The 16,026-nt window shown below is 71.8% G+C and carries 14 protein-coding genes; 6 read left to right on the forward strand and 8 right to left on the reverse strand.

Translation table 11 applies throughout. The features are described from left to right. Nucleotides 1-89: 89 nt before the first annotated feature. The 3 genes from ACZ6B1_RS16690 (at nt 90) to ACZ6B1_RS16700 (ending at nt 6,759) form a co-directional block, all read left to right on the forward strand. Complete coding sequence (locus ACZ6B1_RS16690) at nt 90-2,903, forward strand: D-alanyl-D-alanine carboxypeptidase (RefSeq protein ID WP_468778972.1); 2,814 nt, start codon at nt 90-92, stop codon at nt 2,901-2,903. Between the two features lie 184 nt (nt 2,904-3,087). Continuing rightward, a complete protein-coding gene (locus ACZ6B1_RS16695; RefSeq protein WP_468778975.1) occupies nt 3,088-5,019 on the forward strand; it encodes an MFS transporter in 1,932 nt (643 codons plus the stop codon). Between the two features lie 180 nt (nt 5,020-5,199). Next, nucleotides 5,200-6,759, forward strand: coding sequence for a sodium:solute symporter family protein (locus ACZ6B1_RS16700; RefSeq protein ID WP_468778977.1), 1,560 nt, complete (start codon nt 5,200-5,202; stop codon nt 6,757-6,759). A gap of 18 nt (nt 6,760-6,777) precedes the next feature. Here ACZ6B1_RS16700 and ACZ6B1_RS16705 read toward each other — a convergent pair whose 3' ends face one another. Further along, the gene (locus ACZ6B1_RS16705; protein WP_468778979.1) at nt 6,778-7,893 is read right to left on the reverse strand and encodes an ADP-ribosylglycohydrolase family protein; all 1,116 of its coding nucleotides are present in this window, start codon (nt 7,891-7,893) and stop codon (nt 6,778-6,780) included. 267 nt (nt 7,894-8,160) lie between these two features. Between ACZ6B1_RS16705 and ACZ6B1_RS16710 the strand changes: the two genes are divergently transcribed. Further along, nucleotides 8,161-8,697: a DUF2165 domain-containing protein gene (locus ACZ6B1_RS16710; RefSeq protein ID WP_468778981.1), complete on the forward strand. Its 537-nt coding sequence runs from the start codon at nt 8,161-8,163 to the stop codon at nt 8,695-8,697. On the opposite strand, the gene ACZ6B1_RS16715 is transcribed toward ACZ6B1_RS16710, so the two are convergent. The 3 genes from ACZ6B1_RS16715 to ACZ6B1_RS16725 all read right to left on the reverse strand — a co-directional run bounded on the left by ACZ6B1_RS16715 (nt 8,690) and on the right by ACZ6B1_RS16725 (nt 12,133). Then, nucleotides 8,690-9,253 (reverse strand): hypothetical protein, encoded by a 564-nt coding sequence (locus tag ACZ6B1_RS16715; RefSeq protein WP_468778983.1) that lies wholly within the window; start codon nt 9,251-9,253, stop codon nt 8,690-8,692. The genes ACZ6B1_RS16710 and ACZ6B1_RS16715 overlap by 8 nt on opposite strands. 70 nt (nt 9,254-9,323) lie before the next feature. Continuing rightward, nucleotides 9,324-11,909 (reverse strand): bifunctional FO biosynthesis protein CofGH, encoded by a 2,586-nt coding sequence (locus ACZ6B1_RS16720; protein ID WP_468778985.1) that lies wholly within the window; start codon nt 11,907-11,909, stop codon nt 9,324-9,326. Further along, on the reverse strand, nt 11,906-12,133 hold the full coding sequence (locus tag ACZ6B1_RS16725; RefSeq protein ID WP_468779394.1) for a hypothetical protein: 228 nt from the start codon (nt 12,131-12,133) through the stop codon (nt 11,906-11,908). The genes ACZ6B1_RS16720 and ACZ6B1_RS16725 overlap by 4 nt, the downstream gene beginning before the upstream one ends. Here ACZ6B1_RS16725 and ACZ6B1_RS16730 point away from each other — a divergent pair. Then, on the forward strand, nt 12,098-12,433 hold the full coding sequence (locus tag ACZ6B1_RS16730) for a hypothetical protein (protein WP_468779412.1): 336 nt from the start codon (nt 12,098-12,100) through the stop codon (nt 12,431-12,433). The genes ACZ6B1_RS16725 and ACZ6B1_RS16730 overlap by 36 nt on opposite strands. 11 nt (nt 12,434-12,444) lie before the next feature. On the opposite strand, the gene ACZ6B1_RS16735 is transcribed toward ACZ6B1_RS16730, so the two are convergent. From ACZ6B1_RS16735 to ACZ6B1_RS16750, 4 genes are read right to left on the reverse strand one after another with little or no spacing between them, the layout of a single operon-like run. Then, entirely contained in the window at nt 12,445-12,840 is a 396-nt protein-coding gene (locus ACZ6B1_RS16735; RefSeq protein ID WP_468778987.1) for a hypothetical protein, read from the reverse strand. A gap of 27 nt (nt 12,841-12,867) precedes the next feature. Continuing rightward, entirely contained in the window at nt 12,868-13,353 is a 486-nt protein-coding gene (locus ACZ6B1_RS16740) for a protease inhibitor I42 family protein (protein ID WP_468779396.1), read from the reverse strand. A 12-nt stretch (nt 13,354-13,365) separates the two neighbouring features. Next, entirely contained in the window at nt 13,366-14,946 is a 1,581-nt protein-coding gene (locus tag ACZ6B1_RS16745) for a peptidoglycan-binding protein (protein WP_468778990.1), read from the reverse strand. 14 nt (nt 14,947-14,960) lie between these two features. After that, nucleotides 14,961-15,335 (reverse strand): hypothetical protein, encoded by a 375-nt coding sequence (locus tag ACZ6B1_RS16750; protein ID WP_468778992.1) that lies wholly within the window; start codon nt 15,333-15,335, stop codon nt 14,961-14,963. A gap of 149 nt (nt 15,336-15,484) precedes the next feature. Here ACZ6B1_RS16750 and ACZ6B1_RS16755 point away from each other — a divergent pair, with 149 nt between their 5' ends. Beyond that, nucleotides 15,485-15,880 (forward strand): nitroreductase/quinone reductase family protein, encoded by a 396-nt coding sequence (locus ACZ6B1_RS16755; protein WP_468778994.1) that lies wholly within the window; start codon nt 15,485-15,487, stop codon nt 15,878-15,880. Nucleotides 15,881-16,026: the final 146 nt, after the last annotated feature.

The raw sequence follows: 16,026 nt of genomic DNA on the forward strand, positions 1-16,026 counted from the left end.
ATGTCGTTCTCGTCTACCGCAGGGGCCAAGTCCTCACACAGGACACTGGTACATGGTTCGGACAGGGCGCGCGAGTGTGCGTGCGGCGCATGGAGGAGGCATCGGTGGCGGGCGAGTCCCCCGACAGGTCGAAGCAGCGCGAGTCGTCGGCGGAACCGACGTCGGGGAGCGCGGGTTCGGTTCCCGAGGCGCGCGATCCGCGTCTTGCGGTGTCCCGAGAAAAGGATTCCTCGGGAGCCGTCGACACGGCGACGAAGATCCTTTCGGTGCGGGACGTGAAGACCGCCGACGCCTCGGAGGAGTCCGAGTCCCGGACGCCGGAGGAGGACCAGGACTCCGACCTCCGCGAGGCGGTCTCGGCCTGGATCCGTTCGGCCAAGAACCCGGAGACGGAGTCCGGCTCGGAGGACACCGCGACCGCGAAGGGCGAGGACGCCTCGCCGGCGGACGAGGACACGGAGACCGAGGCGGGGCCTGACGCGGACGAGGGCACCGCCGAGGACTCGGCGTCGGCCACGAGGGACGCCGAGGCGGACTCCGGCGCGGACGCGAAGGCCGACGCGGCCGCGGAGACGAAGTCCGGGACCGGCGCGGGGGCCGAGGCGGCCGCGGGTTCGGGCTCGACGTCCGGCAAGACCGGCACCGAAGCCGACACGAAGGCCGATGCGGACTCGGACGAGAACGCCACCGACGCGCGGGCGGACGACGCCGCCGACACGAAGGTGAGCGCGGGCTCGGACCCGAAGACGGCCACCGACGCGGCAGCCAGGGGCACCGGCACGGGCCGCGACGCCGCCCGGAAGGCCGGGGCAGGCTCGGACGCGAAGGCGGACGCCCACGACGGGAAGGCCGCCACCGGCGCCGACACGGCTTCGGCGAACGCCGACGCGGGCCGGAAGGGCGAAGCGGGCTCCGACGCGAAGGAGGACACCGACGACGCCGGGAAGGCCGCCACCGGCGCCGACACGGCTTCGGCGAACGCCGACGCGGGCCGGAAGGGCGAAGCGGGCTCCGACACGAAGGCCGACACCGACGACGCCGGGAAGGCCGCCAAGGGCCCGGGCACGGCTCCCGCGGACGCGGACGGCGACACCGGGGCGAAGGCTGCCGCGGCCACCGACGCGAAGGCCGCCAAGGTCACCGACGCGAAGGCCGCCAAGGTCGCCGGTGCGAAGGCCGCGGCGGCTGCCGCCAGGGCGGCGAAGGGCGCGGCGGAGGCCGGCGAGTCGAAGGACGCCGACGGCGAGGACGCCCCGCAGGGGCCTGCGGCGGCCGACGACGAGGGCCGCACGGGTGGTGCGGGCAAGAAGACCTCGGCCGCCGAGGGCGAAGCCCAGGCGAAGGGCGTCGATCAGCCCACCACCGCCTTCAAGGCCGTACGCCCGAAGAAGCCCGCGGTCGACCAGCCCACCACCATGCTCAAGCTCGGCACGGCCAGGCCGAAGCCCGAACCCAAGGGCGAGAGCAGCGCCAGGACCGAACCCAAGGCCGGGGCCAAGCCCCCCGCCCCCGAAGCGGAGCGCGCCAGCAAGTTCGTTCCGCTGCGCGACTCCGAGCTGACCGCGCCCACCAGCGCCATCCCGCAGGTCGGCCCCGAGCGCACCACCCAGCAGCCCCTGCCGCCCAAGCCCCCGCTGGACCTGCTGGCGGAGCTGACGAACACGCCCCCGCCGCCGGAGACCCCGGTCCGCACGCTGGTCCGCCGGGTCAAGATCTGGACGCCGCTGGTCATCCTGCTGGCGATCGTCTTCGCGGTCGTACAGGCGATGCGCCCGCTCCCCCAGCCCACGCTGGACCTCACCGCGAAGGACTCCTACACCTTCGACGGCGCCCGGACGGACATCCCGTGGCCGGCCCAGGGCCAGGCCGCTCTGGACGTCCAGGGCATCGGCACGTTCGGTTCCTCGGGCACCCAGAAGCCCGTGCCGATCGCGAGCGTCGCCAAGGTCATGACGGCCTACATCATCCTGCGCGACCACCCGCTGAAGAGCGGCGCCGACGGCCCGAAGATCAAGATCGATCAGGCGGCCCAGGACCAGTCGAAGGCGGGCCAGGAGTCCACGGTCGACGTCACGGCCGGCGACAGCATCTCCCAGCGCGAGGCCCTGGAGAGCATTCTCATCGCGTCCGCGAACAACGTGGCCCGGCTGCTCGCACGCTGGGACGTCGGCTCGGAGAAGGAGTTCGTGGCGAAGATGAACTCCACCGCCAAGGGCCTCGGCATGACCGACACCACGTACACCGACCCCTCGGGTCTGACGAACTCGACGGTGAGCACGGCCGTGGACCAGGTGAAGCTGGCCAAGGCCGCGATGGAGGAGCCCGCGTTCCGCGAGGTCGCGGCGATGATGTCGTACGACGACTACAAGGGCGTCAACCACTCCAACTGGAACCACCTGGTCGGCCACAACAACGTCGTCGGCATCAAGACCGGTACCACCACCTCCGCCCTCGGCAACCTGGTCTTCGCGGCCAAGCAGGAGGTCGGCGGTGAGACGCGGACCATCGTCGGCGCCGTGGTCCGCCAGCCCGCCGGCGGCTCGGACAACACCATCCTCAGCGGGGCGCTGGACGCGGCCGACAAGCTGATCCGCTCCGCCCAGGGCGCGCTGAAGTCGGCGACGGTGCTGAAGAAGGGCGACGTCGTCGGGTACGTGGACGACGGGCTCGGCGGCCGTACGCCGGTGGTGGCCACGAAGGACGTCGCCGCGGCCGGCTGGTCGGGCCTGAAGGTGAAGCTGTCCTTCGCCTCCGACGTCGTACCGCACACCGCGAAGGCCGGTACCAAGGTCGGCACGCTCACCGTGGGTGACGGCGGTGCCGGGGCGGTGAAGGTGCCGGTGGCCCTGCAGAAGGACCTGGCCGAGCCCGGCTTCACGGCCAAGCTGACCCGCCTCGGCTGAGCCGGCCCCTGGCCCGACCTGGCACGCACCCCGTCGACGGAGCCCCTCGGCGGGGTGCGTGCTAGCGTCACGAAACGGGGCAGGCCGACGGTCGGGGAACGAGACCGCGAACTGAACGGGAAACGGCCGGGAACAAGAGGGACACGGCCGAGAACAGAAGACGGGACACGGGGAGTGCCTTCAGGTGGCCACAACCGAGCGGACACGCTCCGACGACGCCGATCCGGACCCGGGATCCGGCCGGCGAATACGCCCGTCCGCGACTGACACGGACGGTCATCACACCGGTCACGCGGACAGCCGTCACGACGACCGCGTTGCCCGGCACCACGGCGACCGCGCGGGTGGCCCTGCCCCGGCGCGGCGGAGCCTGCCGCTCATCCGGCTGCGCCTCGCCGTCGAGCCCCTCCGGCAGCGGTTCCTGCGGCACCCCGTGCTGTCCGTGACCGTCCTCTCGGGCGCCCTGCACATCATCTGGTTCTTCACGTTCGCGAACAGCGGTGGCGACCTCGCGGCCCAGGACGCCTGGGCGGAGTTCGTCGGCCGGCACCCGGACTCGGCGTACAACCTGGCCTGGTACGGCGGCATGCACCCGGTGTCGTACAGCGTGGTGTCGCCGTACCTGATGTCGGTGCTCGGCGTCCGGACCACGATGATGCTCGCCGGGACGGTCTCCGCCGGCCTGCTGACGCTGGTCCTGCTGCGCAGCCGGGTGGTGCGGAACCCGCTGTGGGCCTCGCTCGCCGGGGTCCTCGCGTTCGTCTGCAACGCGGTGTCCGGGCGGGTGACCTTCGGGCTGGGCACCATGTTCGCGCTCGGCTCGGTCGCCGCCGTGTTCTGCTGGCCTCACCGGTGGCGCTACAAACGCTGGGCCAAGGCACTGGTGGCCGCTCCGCTGGCCGCGCTCGCCACGATGTCCTCGCCGGTCGCGGGGCTGTTCGTGGGCCTGGTCGCGGTCGCGCTGTTCCTGCAGAAGCGGCGGCCCGGCGCGTGGGCGCTGGGGCTCGCGCCGTCGGCGGTGGTCGCCGTCTCGGCGTGGCTGTTCCCGTTCTCCGGCACCCAGCCGATGACGTTCGGCTCCGTGGTGATGCCACTGCTGTACGGGCTGCTGTGCCTGTTCCTGGTACCCAAGGAGTGGATCACCGTCCGGCTGACGGCGGGCGTCTACAGCCTGAGCGTGGTGCTGGTGTGGCTGATCAACTCGCAGATCGGCTCGAACATCTCCCGGCTGCCGATGCTGTTCGCCGGTGCGACGCTGATCGCCGCACTCCCCTACACCGTGCCGCGCTCACGCAAGTGGTACGTGACCGTCCTGGCGTTCCTCGGCTTCGCCGGCTGGATCGGCTTCAAGTCGGTCGACGACATCGTGCACACGACCCCGGCCGCGTCCTGGGCCCGTGAGCTGGCCCCGCTGGTCAACCAGTTGCAGAACGTCGGCGCCGAGAAGGGCCGCGTCGAGGTGGTCCCGGCGCGCTCGCACCGGGAGGCCTCCGCGCTCGCTCCGTACGTCAACCTGGCGCGCGGCTGGAACCGGCAGGCGGACATGGAGCGCAACCCGCTCTTCTACGACGACACGCTCAACTCGGCGAACTACCACGAGTGGCTCCAGCGGTGGGCCGTGCACTTCGTGGTGCTGCCGAAGGACAACCCGGACGGCAACGGCGGCGGCGAGCGCGAGCGGACGCTGCTGCGGCGCGGGATGCCGTATCTGCGGCAGATCTGGGGCGACGCCAACTGGCAGTTGTTCAAGGTGACCGACCCGGCGCCGCTCGCCGAGCCGAACGCCGTGGTGGACCGGGCCGAGCAGGGCGAGATGACCCTTCAGGTGCGCGAGCCCGGACGGATCCTCATACGGATCCCGTACTCGCCGTGGCTGAGCATCGTCGACGCCGAGGGCAGGAGCCTGAAGCCGCCGCAGGAGACGGACGCCTCGAAGCAGCGGGACGGGGGCACGCCGAGGACGTACGAGAACGTCAACGGGTGTCTGACGGAGACGGCGGAGGACGCGAAGGGCGACCGGTGGACGGTGCTGCTGGCGCCGAAGGCCGGGACGTACCACCTGGCCGCGCCGTACCAGCTGCCGCGCGGCACTCCCTGCCCCGACGAACTCAAGTAGCCCCCCAGGCCCCCCGGCCGGGGGGGCTCCCCATTTCCATTCCGTTCATGAATATGAACATCGATCATCACAACGAACAATTTTACTCTCTCTTGACGTTCCCCTTCCTTGCCGCGCGTACACCTCCGAAACCAGAGTTCACGTGCCTGACCCTGGCCCGCGAACTCTGGAAGGGGACACATGAATGGTCTCGACTGGGCCGTCCTGATCGGTTACTTCGGAGTGATGGTCGCGATCGGCGTCTGGTCGCACAAACGGGTGGACAACGTCTCCGACTTCTTCACGGCCGGCGGCAAGATGCCCTGGTGGCTCTCCGGCATCTCGCACCACATGTCGGGCTACAGCGCGGTGATGTTCACCGGGTACGCGGGCATCGCCTACACCTACGGCGTCACCTCCTTCGTCACCTGGTCCTTCCCGATCGCGCTCGGCATCGCCATCGGCGCCAGGCTGTTCGCGCCGCGCATCAACCGGCTGCGGTCCCGGCTCCACGTGGCATCGCCGCTGGAGTACCTGAAGAACCGTTACAACCTCTCCACCCAGCAGGCGCTCGCCTGGTCGGGCATGCTGCTGAAGATCGTGGACGTGGGCGCCAAGTGGGCCGCCATCGCGACCCTGCTGTCGGTGTTCACGGGTGTGTCGCTGAACCAGGGCATCCTCATCACCGGCGCCATCACCGCCGTCTACTGCACGATCGGCGGCCTGTGGGCGGACGCGCTGACCGAGCTCGGCCAGTTCGTCATCCAGTTGCTCGCCGGCGTCTCGATGTTCGTCGCGGTCGTGCTGAAGCTGCACGACAAGGACATCAGCCTCTTCGGCGCCTTCGACGAGCCCGCGCTGCACGGCCACGGCAAGCCGCTGGTCGGCCCCTACGGCACGGTGTTCCTGCTCGCCTTCCTGTTCATCAAGCTCTTCGAGTACAACGGCGGCATGCTCAACCAGGCCCAGCGCTACATGGCGACGGGCAGCGCGCGGGAGGCCGCGCGGTCGGCGCGGCTGTCGGCGGCACTCTGGCTGGTGTGGCCTGTGGTGCTGTTCTTCCCCATGTGGATGTCCCCGCTGCTGGTCCACGCGCAGAAGCCGGACGGCTCCGACTCCTACGCCCTCATGACCGAACAGCTCCTGCCGCACGGGCTGCTGGGCCTGGTCATCGTCGGCTTCTTCTCGCACACCATGGCCATGTGCTCCTCCGACGCCAACGCGATCGCGGCCGTGTTCACCCGGGACGTGGCGCCGGTGCTGTCGGCGCGGGCCCGGGCGTGGGGCGAGCGGTCGGGGCTGATCGCGGCCCGGGTGACGACCGTCGTCTTCCTCGGCCTGTCCATGGCGGTCGCGACCCAGGTCAACTCCCCCGCCTTCAAGGACATCATCACGGTCGTCATCAAGTGGGTCGCCGGTCTGATGGGGCCGATCGCGATCCCGATGATGCTGGGTCTGCTCCGCCCGTTCCGCCGCTCCGGCCCGACGGCGGCGCTCACCAGCTGGGCGGCGGGCCTGCTGGCCTTCTGGCTGGTGAACTACCCGATCAACTGGAAGGTCGACGGCGGAGTCCCGCTGCAGTACCAGGTGTCCATCCCGCTCGCGGTCTCCCTGGTGCTGTACATCCTGATCGGCTACCTCAAGCCGGAGGACACCCCGGAGCGGCTGGCGGTCATCGAGAAGGTCAACACGGACGGGGACGCGGCGATGGCGGTGCCGGTGCCCGCGAGTGCCGGGGACGACGTGGTGGGAGCGCCGTAGAGGCGCCGCCGGGACGGCTCAGGCCCGGGGGTAGCGGGCCAGCCAGCCCGGTGCGGACCCGGCGGGCCCGTGCAGGGCGGGGCCCTGGGTCATCTCCATCGCGAAGTCGTCGGCCAGTTCCAGGACGGTGGGGCGGCCCTCCAGCTCGGCGAGCCAGGCCGGCGGGAGGGCCGTCTCGCCGTGGAGGGCGCCGAGGAGGCCTCCGGTCAGGGCGCCCGCCGCGGCCGAGGGTCCGCTCTGGTTGACCGCCAGGCACAGGCCGTGGCGTACGTCCTCCCCCACCAGGGCGCAGTAGACGGCGGCGGCCAGCAGCCCGTCGGCGGTGCCGTCGCCCGCCAGCTCCTCCACCCGGCCCGGGCCGGGCAGGCCCTGCCGTACCGCGCCGAGCGCGTGCTGGAGGGCGTCGGCGACGGGCTGGTGGCCGGGGCGGGCGGCGAGCAGGGCGAGGGCCCGCTGTACGGCCGCGTCCAGGCTCTCGCCGCGGGCGAGGCCGTGCACGATGACGGCGTACGCGCCCGCCGACAGGTAGGCGATGGGGTGCCCGTGGGTCTGGGCCGCGCACTCCACGGCGAGCTGCGCCACGAGCTGGGGCTCCCAGCCGACGAGGAGGCCGAAGGGCGCCGAGCGGGCGACGGCCTCCGGGCCCAGCTCGCCGGGGTTCTTCGGCGTCTCGAGGGTGCCCATGGTCTCGTCGCCGAGGCCCAGGAGCAGGGCCCGGGTAGGGTCCCGGCGGGCGTAGAGCCACTCCTCGCGGGCCAGCCAGCCGTCGTCCTTGCGGCGCTCGTCCGGTCCCCAGTCCCGCTGGGTGGCCGCCCAGCGCAGATACGCCCGGTGCAGATCGGTCGGCGGGTGCCAGGCGCCGGTGTCGCGGCGCACCTGGGCCCGTATCAGCCCGTCCACCGTGAAGAGGGTGAGCTGGGTGTGGTGGGTGACCGTGCCGCGCCGGCCGTGCCCGAAGGCCAGGTCGAGCAGGCCCTCTCCGCCGTACGCGGCACGGATCTCGTCGAGGTCGAGGGCGTCGGCGGGCCCGCCGAGCGCGTCGCCGACGGCCACGCCGAGCAGGGCGCCGCGCACCCGGCTGCGGAAGTCCTGCTGCTCGGCGCGACCCCAGACGGCACCGGACGTCGCCTCCATGCAGGCCTCCTCGGCACCGTCCGTACGTACGACGCCCAGCACTGTAATCGACCGGGGACGACCCGTTCACTGGGGCGAATCGGTCCCGCCCGGTCATTCCCGTACAGCTGTGAGCGCTTCCACCCCGTCCGGGGCGGCAGCCAGCGGTTGGGCCGCGCGGACCCCGGCGCGCTGACGGGTCCAGGGGCGTGAACTCGGCCTGAACCAGGTGGGATTCTGGCGCGATGCGCAGGGGAGAACTCGTCTCGCGACGGGGAGAATCCAGCCATGACCACCACCCCCACCACAGCAGCCACCCCCACCACGCGCACCTCAGGTACCGGTGCTCACCTGGCAGCCGGTGTCCTCACCGGCGTCGTCGCCCTCTACATCGCGCTCGTCGCACTGGGGAACATCACCGACTTCGGGACCAACCAGCAGTTCGTGCGGCATGTGCTGGCGATGGACACGACGTTCAAGGACGACGACCTGATGTGGCGGGCGATCACCAGCACGGCCCTCCAGGACACCGCCTATGTGGCGATCATCGCCTGGGAGTCGGTGGCGGCGCTGGTGCTGATGGCGGGCACGTACCTGTGGGCGCGGCGGGACCACGACCGGGCCCGGCGGTTCTCCGCCTACGGGCTGCTGATGCTCGTGCTGCTCTTCGGCGCCGGGTTCATCGCCATCGGCGGCGAGTGGTTCGCCATGTGGCAGTCGAAGACCTGGAACGGACTGGACGCGGCGACCCGGGTGCTCGTGCTCAGCGGGGTCGCGCTGATCGTCAACCTCCTGCCGGGCGGACGGCGGAGCGGCGCTAGCTGACGACGGTCACCTTGGCGCCCAGATCCCCGAAGGACCACAGGGCGGCGCCGTCCTGCTTGTGCATGCGTATGCCGCCCAGCTTCTGGCCGCCGGCCGGCGGGGGCGAGGAGCCGTCGAGGGCGTTGGAGAAGGCTATGTTCACGCCCTCCACCTTGGTGAAGTACATCACGTGCTCGATCTCGACGCCGTCCGAGCCCTTGAGGGACTGGGTGCGCAGGGTGACCGAGTAGCGGCCGGGCTGTGGGCTCACCGTGCCCGGCCACACCGTGAACGTACGGGCCGCGTGGCCGGTCGCGTCGACCAGCCACACCCGCTTCTCGCCGACGGAGTAGACGATCCGGCGGCCCGACCCGGACCCGTCGGGCAGGGCGGGCGGGGCCGACGGCTTCGGGGTCGCGGACACGTGCGGGCGCGGCGACGCCGACGCGCTGGGCCGGGCCGCCGCCGCCGTGGGATGCGGCCCGTGCTCGGCCTGCACGCCAAGGGCGACGACGGCGGCGGTCGCCGCCACCGTCAGACCGGAGACCCAAACCCACGAGGGCAGTCGGGCAGCCACGGGTACGCATCTCCTCCGCTATGGATCCCCTTGTCGGAACCGGGGTCGGATCATCGTACTCAGTCCGCTCTCAGTCCAGGACCGGCAGCAGGTCGGGCAGATGGCCGTCGGAGGCCTCGGCCGCCCGCCGCCGCTCCTCGGACACCTCGCCGTACAGGGTCGTGCGCGGCTTCGCCGGGCGGCCGGCCGCCTCCGCCACGGCGATCAGGTCGCGGACCGACTTGTACGAGCCGTAGGACGAGCCCGCCATGCGGGAGATCGTCTCCTCCATGAGCGTGCCGCCCAGGTCGTTCGCGCCGGAGCGGAGCATCTCCGCGGCACCTTCGGCGCCCAGTTTCACCCAGCTCGTCTGGATGTTGGGGATCCAGGGGTGCAGCAGCAGCCGCGCCATCGCGGTCACCGCCCGGTTGTCGCGGGTGGAGGGGCCGGGCCGGGCGATGCCCGCCAGGTACACGGGCGCGTTCGTGTGGATGAAGGGCAGGGTGACGAACTCCGTGAAGCCGCCCGTCTCGCGCTGGATCCCGGCCAGGGTGCGCAGGTGGCCGAGCCAGTGGCGGGGCTGGTCCACGTGGCCGTACATCATCGTCGAGGAGGACCGGATGCCCAGCTCGTGGGCGGTCGTGATCACCTCGGTCCAGGTGGCCGTGGGCAGCTTGCCCTTGGTGAGCACCCAGCGGACCTCGTCGTCCAGGATCTCCGCCGCCGTGCCGGGGATGGAGTCAAGGCCCGCCTCCTTGGCGGCGGCCAGCCACTCCCGGATCGGCATGCCCGTCCGGGTGGCGCCGTTGACCACCTCCATCGGCGAGAACGCGTGGACGTGCATGCCGGGGACGCGCTCCTTCACCGCCTTCGCGATGTCGAAGTAGGCCGTGCCCGGCAGGTCCGGATGGATGCCGCCCTGCATGCACACCTCGACCGCGCCCACGTCCCACGCCTGCTGGGCGCGGTCGGCGACCTGCTCAAGGGAGAGCGTGTAGGCGTCGGCGTCGGTGCGGCGCTGGGCGAACGCGCAGAAGCGGCAGCCGGTGTAACAGACGTTGGTGAAGTTGATGTTGCGGGTGACGATGTACGTGACGTCGTCCCCCACCGCCGACCTGCGCACGTCGTCGGCCACCCGGCACAGCGCGTCCAGCGCCGGGCCGTCCGCGTGGAACAGGGCCAGGGCCTCGGCGTCGGTCAGACGGGTCGGGTCGTCGGCCGCCGTGCGCAGCGCCTGCCGTACGTCGGTGTCGATGCGCTCCGGCGCCATGCCGGGGGCGGCCGCCTCGCGCAGCGCCTGCCAGTCGCCGTACACCTCGTCGAAGTCGGCGCGCCGGTCGGCGGTACGGCCCTCGCTGTCGATCGCGGTGTGCAGGTCCGTGCGGCCGGTGGCGGTGAACGCCTCCTCCGGTTCCTGCCAGGGGCGCCCCTCGACCACCGCGTCCGGCCGCGCGAGTCCGGTCTCCGGGTCGGCGAGCGCGTCGACGTGCGGGCGCAGCCGCGGGTCCAGCCAGGGTTCGCCGCGGCGGACGAACTCCGGGTAGACGCAGAGGCGTTCGCGCAAGTGGAAGCCGGCGGCCCGGGACTTGGCGGCGAGTTCCTCGATCTGCGGCCAGGGGCGTTCGGGGTTGACGTGGTCGATGGTGAGCGGGGAGACCCCGCCCCAGTCGTCGATGCCGGCGCCGATCAGCCGCTCGTACTCGCTGTCGACGAGGTTGGGCGGGGCCTGCAGACAGGCCGAGGGGCCCATGATGTGCCGGGCCACGGCCACCGTGGCGACCAGTTCGTCGAGTTCGGCGTCCGGCATGCCCCGCATCGCCGTGTCCGGCTTGGCGCGGAAGTTCTGGATGATCAGTTCCTGGACGCCGTGGTAGGCCCGGGAGACCTTGCGCAGCGCGAAGAGGGACTCGGCGCGTTCCTCGTAGGTCTCGCCGATGCCGATCAGCAGGCCGGAGGTGAAGGGGACGGAGGAACGCCCCGCGTCCTCCAGCACCCTGAGCCGTACGGCCGGTTCCTTGTCCGGGGAGCCGAAGTGCGGGCTGCCGGGCTCGGACCAGAGCCGGGTGGCCGTCGTCTCCAGCATCATGCCCATCGAGGGGGCGACGGGCTTCAGACGCTGGAAGTCCGTCCAGGTCATGACGCCCGGGTTGAGGTGGGGCAGCAGGCCGGTCTCCTCCAGGATGCGGATGGAGACGGCCCGTACGTAGGCGATGGTGTCGTCGTAGCCGTGCGCGTCCAGCCACTCGCGCGCCTCGGGCCAGCGGTCCTCGGGCTTGTCGCCGAGGGTGATGAGGGCTTCCTTGCAGCCGAGGGCGGCGCCCTTGCGGGCGATGTCCAGCACCTCGTCGGGGGACATGAACATCCCGTGGCCCGCGCGGCGCAGCTTGCCGGGGACGGTGACGAAGGTGCAGTAGTGGCACTTGTCGCGGCACAGCCGGGTGAGCGGGATGAAGACGCTCTTCGAGTAGGTGATGACGCCGGGACGGCCGGCCGCCTCGAGGCCCGCGTCACGCACCCGGGCGGCGGACGCGGCGAGACCGGTGAGCGCCTCGCCGCGGGCCTGGAGCAGCACCGCCGCCTCGGCGACGTCGAGGGCGACGCCGTCCCGGGCACGTTTGAGGGCGCGACGCATGGAGTTCTCGGTGGGGCCGGTTCCGGAGGTCGCGGAAGTCGTCATCCCTTGAGCATACGTTCGGGGTGATCAACGCACGGGGCCCGCCGCCCGCACCCCGAACGCGTTCGCCAACTCTTCGCTTCCCGGGACTGCTTGATCTGCTCCGCCGCCCACTCGGCCCACTCCTGCCGCATCGCGTTGAAGCGCAGGCCGTACTCCAGGGCGATGCGGCCGTAGACGGACAGGTTGTCGTGGTCCCAGTCGATGGAGTCGGCCAGTCGCCGCAGCCGCTCGGGATCCCGCCGGCAGTCGGCCGGCCGTTCACGGTGGGCATCGCCAAGCGGACCACGCCGCGCGAGGTCTGGGGGCTGAGGCCGTTCATCCGGACCGACGTCGTCATCACGGCCGTGTGGACCGCCGCCTTCGCCCTGACCGCCGCCGTACTCGCCCTGCCGGCCCCCGCCGGGGACGCGCACTCGACGCCCGCGACCGTCGTCCAGATCGCCGGCTTCGCCGTCCCGATGGTCTTCACCGTCCGCTACGTCGCCCACGTCCAGGCGAAGGCGGCCGCGCGGCTCGCCGGGTGAGCCGCCCGGCCCTAGGCCCTGTCGCTCCGGGCACGGGTGTCCCGGCGCAGGCCGATGATCTCGGCGACCGTGTCCAGCCAGCGGGCGGTGCGCTCCTCGCCCTCCGGTGTGTCCGCGACCTGCGCCGCCGTCTCCAGCCAGTCGAGCAGCAGCGCGGAGGCCTCCCGGGACGGCAGCGGCTCGGTCAGCTCCGCGGCGCGCCGCGGGCCGCCGGCGCGGACGATCTCGGCGACGTAGGCCACCGAGCGCGCCACGACGCCGAGCCGGTCCAGTGTGACGGCGGCCGCGACGGCGCCGTCACCGAACAGCGCGGTCCGGAAGGCGTCCTGGGTGAGGCCGTAGCGGAGCAGGACGGTCACGTCGGTGGCGGCGAGGACCTCGTCGTCGGTGCGGGGTGCGGAGGGCATGGCAGACGCTTCCGGTTCTCGAGTGGGTCAGCGGACCGTGATCGTGTAGACGAAGAACGCCGGCCTGTCGTCCGGGGTGCCCGTCGCCGTCGGGTACGGGCTCGACGAGGCGGTACCGGAGACGGACGCGCTCGGGTACGGGTACGCCGACTCGGTGCCGCTGTGGCAGCTCCCCATGGGGCAGTGCAGCAGCTTTACCGTGGTCCTGCCGGGCTCACGTGCCGTGAAGTCGAAGAACTGGGTGCCGTCGCCGCCGCCGATGAGGCCGCCGCCGCCCTCCTCCTCCTCCCGCTTGCCCCGGTACTTCACCACGTGCCCGTCCGGCCGAGGTTCGGCCAGGTACCAGTTCTGCCCGAGCGCGGGGTTCGCCGGCACCTTCAGGGTGAACTCGTCCCCGGCGTCCACCGTGACGGCGCGCTTCTGCGTGCCGTACTCGTCGGCTCCCCCCGAGGAGCCGCAGCCGGTCAGGACGAGGATCCCGGCCGCGGCCAGAGGGGTCAGTGCGGTGCGCATGTTCACGGTTGCTCAGTCCTGCTGGATGTAGACGCGGTTGACATTGCCCTTGTGCGCGGTCGAGTACCGGTCGTCCGCGGCGGCGCTGAGGTCTCCCTTGACGAAGTCCTCCTCGCTGACCCAGGTGGTGGTGCCCCAGGGGTTGTAGATCTGGAGCTTGTCCCCCTCCTGACCGATGATCATCATGCTGTGGCCGTGCCAGTCGTCGTTGTCGTCGTACCGCTCGATGTTGATGGGCACGGGCTTGCCCTCGGCGACGGACCGCTCGATGTCGGGCAGCACGTCCCGCCGGTCGTCCTCGCCGCCCATGTCCTGGCTCTCGTAATGGTCACCGGTGTGCGGGCTGAGCTCCTTCTCGGAGATCTCCACCTGCCCGTCCGAGTCCATGCCGGCCGGCTTGCGGTCCCACAGCCAGCCCGAGTTGTCTCCGTCGCCCTCCTCGTGCAGACGCAGCTGCTCGTCGGTCAGGCGCTCACGGAAGTGATCCGGGTCGTCGTCGGTGCCGTCGGGGCCGCCGGTCAGCTCCAGGGCGTAGACGGGGTCGACGATGGCGCGCGCGGTGACCGTGGAGGAGGGCACACAGGTCTCGCCGTCCTGGTCCCACAGCTTGCCGTTGAAGTCCTGGTTCTCCTGGCCCTCGGCCGACGGGCCGTTGCCCGTCGTGACCGGTGCGAGGTGCTCCCGCAGCCACACCGCGTCCTTGCCGTGGATCTTGTCGCCGAACTCCTCGACCTCGTCGACGGAGTACCCGGCCGCCAGGGCCTTCATGAGGTACGCCTTCTCCTGCGGCGTCGAGGCATCGGCCAGCAGCCGGTCCATCCGGGCCCGGTCGGCGGCCGGGAGCCGGTCCATGGCGCGGCCGGAGCGTTCGAGGTCGTTGGCCGTGAGGATCTCGTTCAGCTCTCGGTCGCCGCCCACGTTGCCGGTGTCGGCCAGCGCCAGCCGGTCCGCCGCCGTCAGCCCCTTCGTCTCCAGCTTCCCGGCCCGTGCCTCCGAGGCCCATTTGTTGAGGTCGCGGGCAGCGGCGCGGGCGGCGTCGTCGGCGGCGTCCGCGGCCTTGAGCAGCAGGCCGGCGCCGGCGGAGGCGACCGACCGGGCCTTCAGCCGGGTACTCTCCTCCTCGTCGTCCTCGTGCCAGTCGTCGAAGAAGCCGTCCTTGCCGCCGAGCATCGTGCGTGCCGAGTGCAGCTTGGTCCGTCCGTCACGGTCCTGGCCCTGCGCGTCCTTGATGGAGTCGGCGAGGCTCAGCAGCGCCTTGGCGCCGCCCTCGAACGCCTCGGCCATCTGCTGGGCGTCCCGCGAGGCGGCGGACACCACGTCGGAGGCGAGGACGCTCGTCTCGCCCACCCACACCTCCGGCAGGCCCTTGCGGGCCACCTTGTCGACGCGGTCCCGCACGTCGGTGGCCTTCTCGACCTGACCGCGGTAGGTCTTGGCCAGCGACTCCAGCGTCGCGTGGTCGCCCATCGGGGACGCCACCGCGAGGGCGTCGTCGATCGCGTCGATCAGGTCGTTCTTGCTGCCGGCCGAGGAGATGCTCCTGACCAGGCCGGCGAGCCGCTTGCGGCGGTCGGTGGTGTCCTCCGTCGTCATCGTGCGCGCTCTCCTCAGTAACCCGACAGCGCCGACGGGCGGGCGGTGCGGGCGGGCAGGGTGGTGACGGGGCCGCCGGTGGCGGGCACGCTGCGGACGCTGGTGTCCACCAGTGCGTCGCTTCCGTCGTAGGCGCCCTTGGCGAGCCGGACCTTGTCCGCCAGCTCGTGCAGCGCCGACTCCAGGGTGCGGGCCTCCGCCTCCCAGGCGGCGGCGTACGCGTTGAAGGCCGTGGCCGCGTCGGGGCCGCCGAGGGCGTCGTCCGTGTAGCAGAGGCCGGGCGCGATCGCCTTGCGGATCCTCCCGGTGTCGTCGCCCGCCCCGTCCAGTTCCTTCGCCTGTCCGGACACGCCGGACCTGACCGTGTAGCCGTCCGCAGACGCGCCCATCAAGCTCCCCCGTTGCGATGGTTCATGACCGCGGGGGAGGCTAACACGCGGCAGTCGTAGGAAAGTCCAGGTGTCACAGGGCTCGCACGGGGTCGGCACAGCGTCCGTGCGGAGGCCCGCGGGCCGCAGAGAGCGGGAGATCCAAAGACATGTCAGACCGTACGGACCTCAAGCAGCGCGTCGTCACCCGGTTCCAGCGGTATCTCGCCAATCCGCTCAACCGGCGCCTGCCCTTCCAGACCCTCCTGGAGACCACCGGCCGCAGGAGCGGTGAGCCCCGGCGGACGCCGGTGGGCGGGCGCCGGGTCGGCGGGTCGTTCTGGATCGTCTCGGAGTTCGGCTACAAGTCGCAGTACGTGCGCAACATCCAGGCCGACCCGCGGGTCCGCGTCCGCGTCGCCGGCCGCTGGCACCACGGCACCGCCCATCTGCTGCCCGACGACGACGCCGTGGTCCGCCTGCGCTCGCTGCCGCGATTCAACAGCGCGGCGGTACGGGCGTTCGGCACGGATCTGCTGACGGTGCGGGTGGACCTGGCGGACTGAGCACGACCGAGCGTGACCGCCCGGCCGCACGGTCAACCAAGGGACCGGTCCTCCATCTGAGGAGACCGTGTGCAGACCATGTGGACCCAGGTGTACCGGTCTGTGATCGGCGTCTCCCGCTGCTGACGCAACCGCCCCGAACAAGG

This window comes from Streptomyces sp. NPDC041129 (assembly GCF_055592265.1).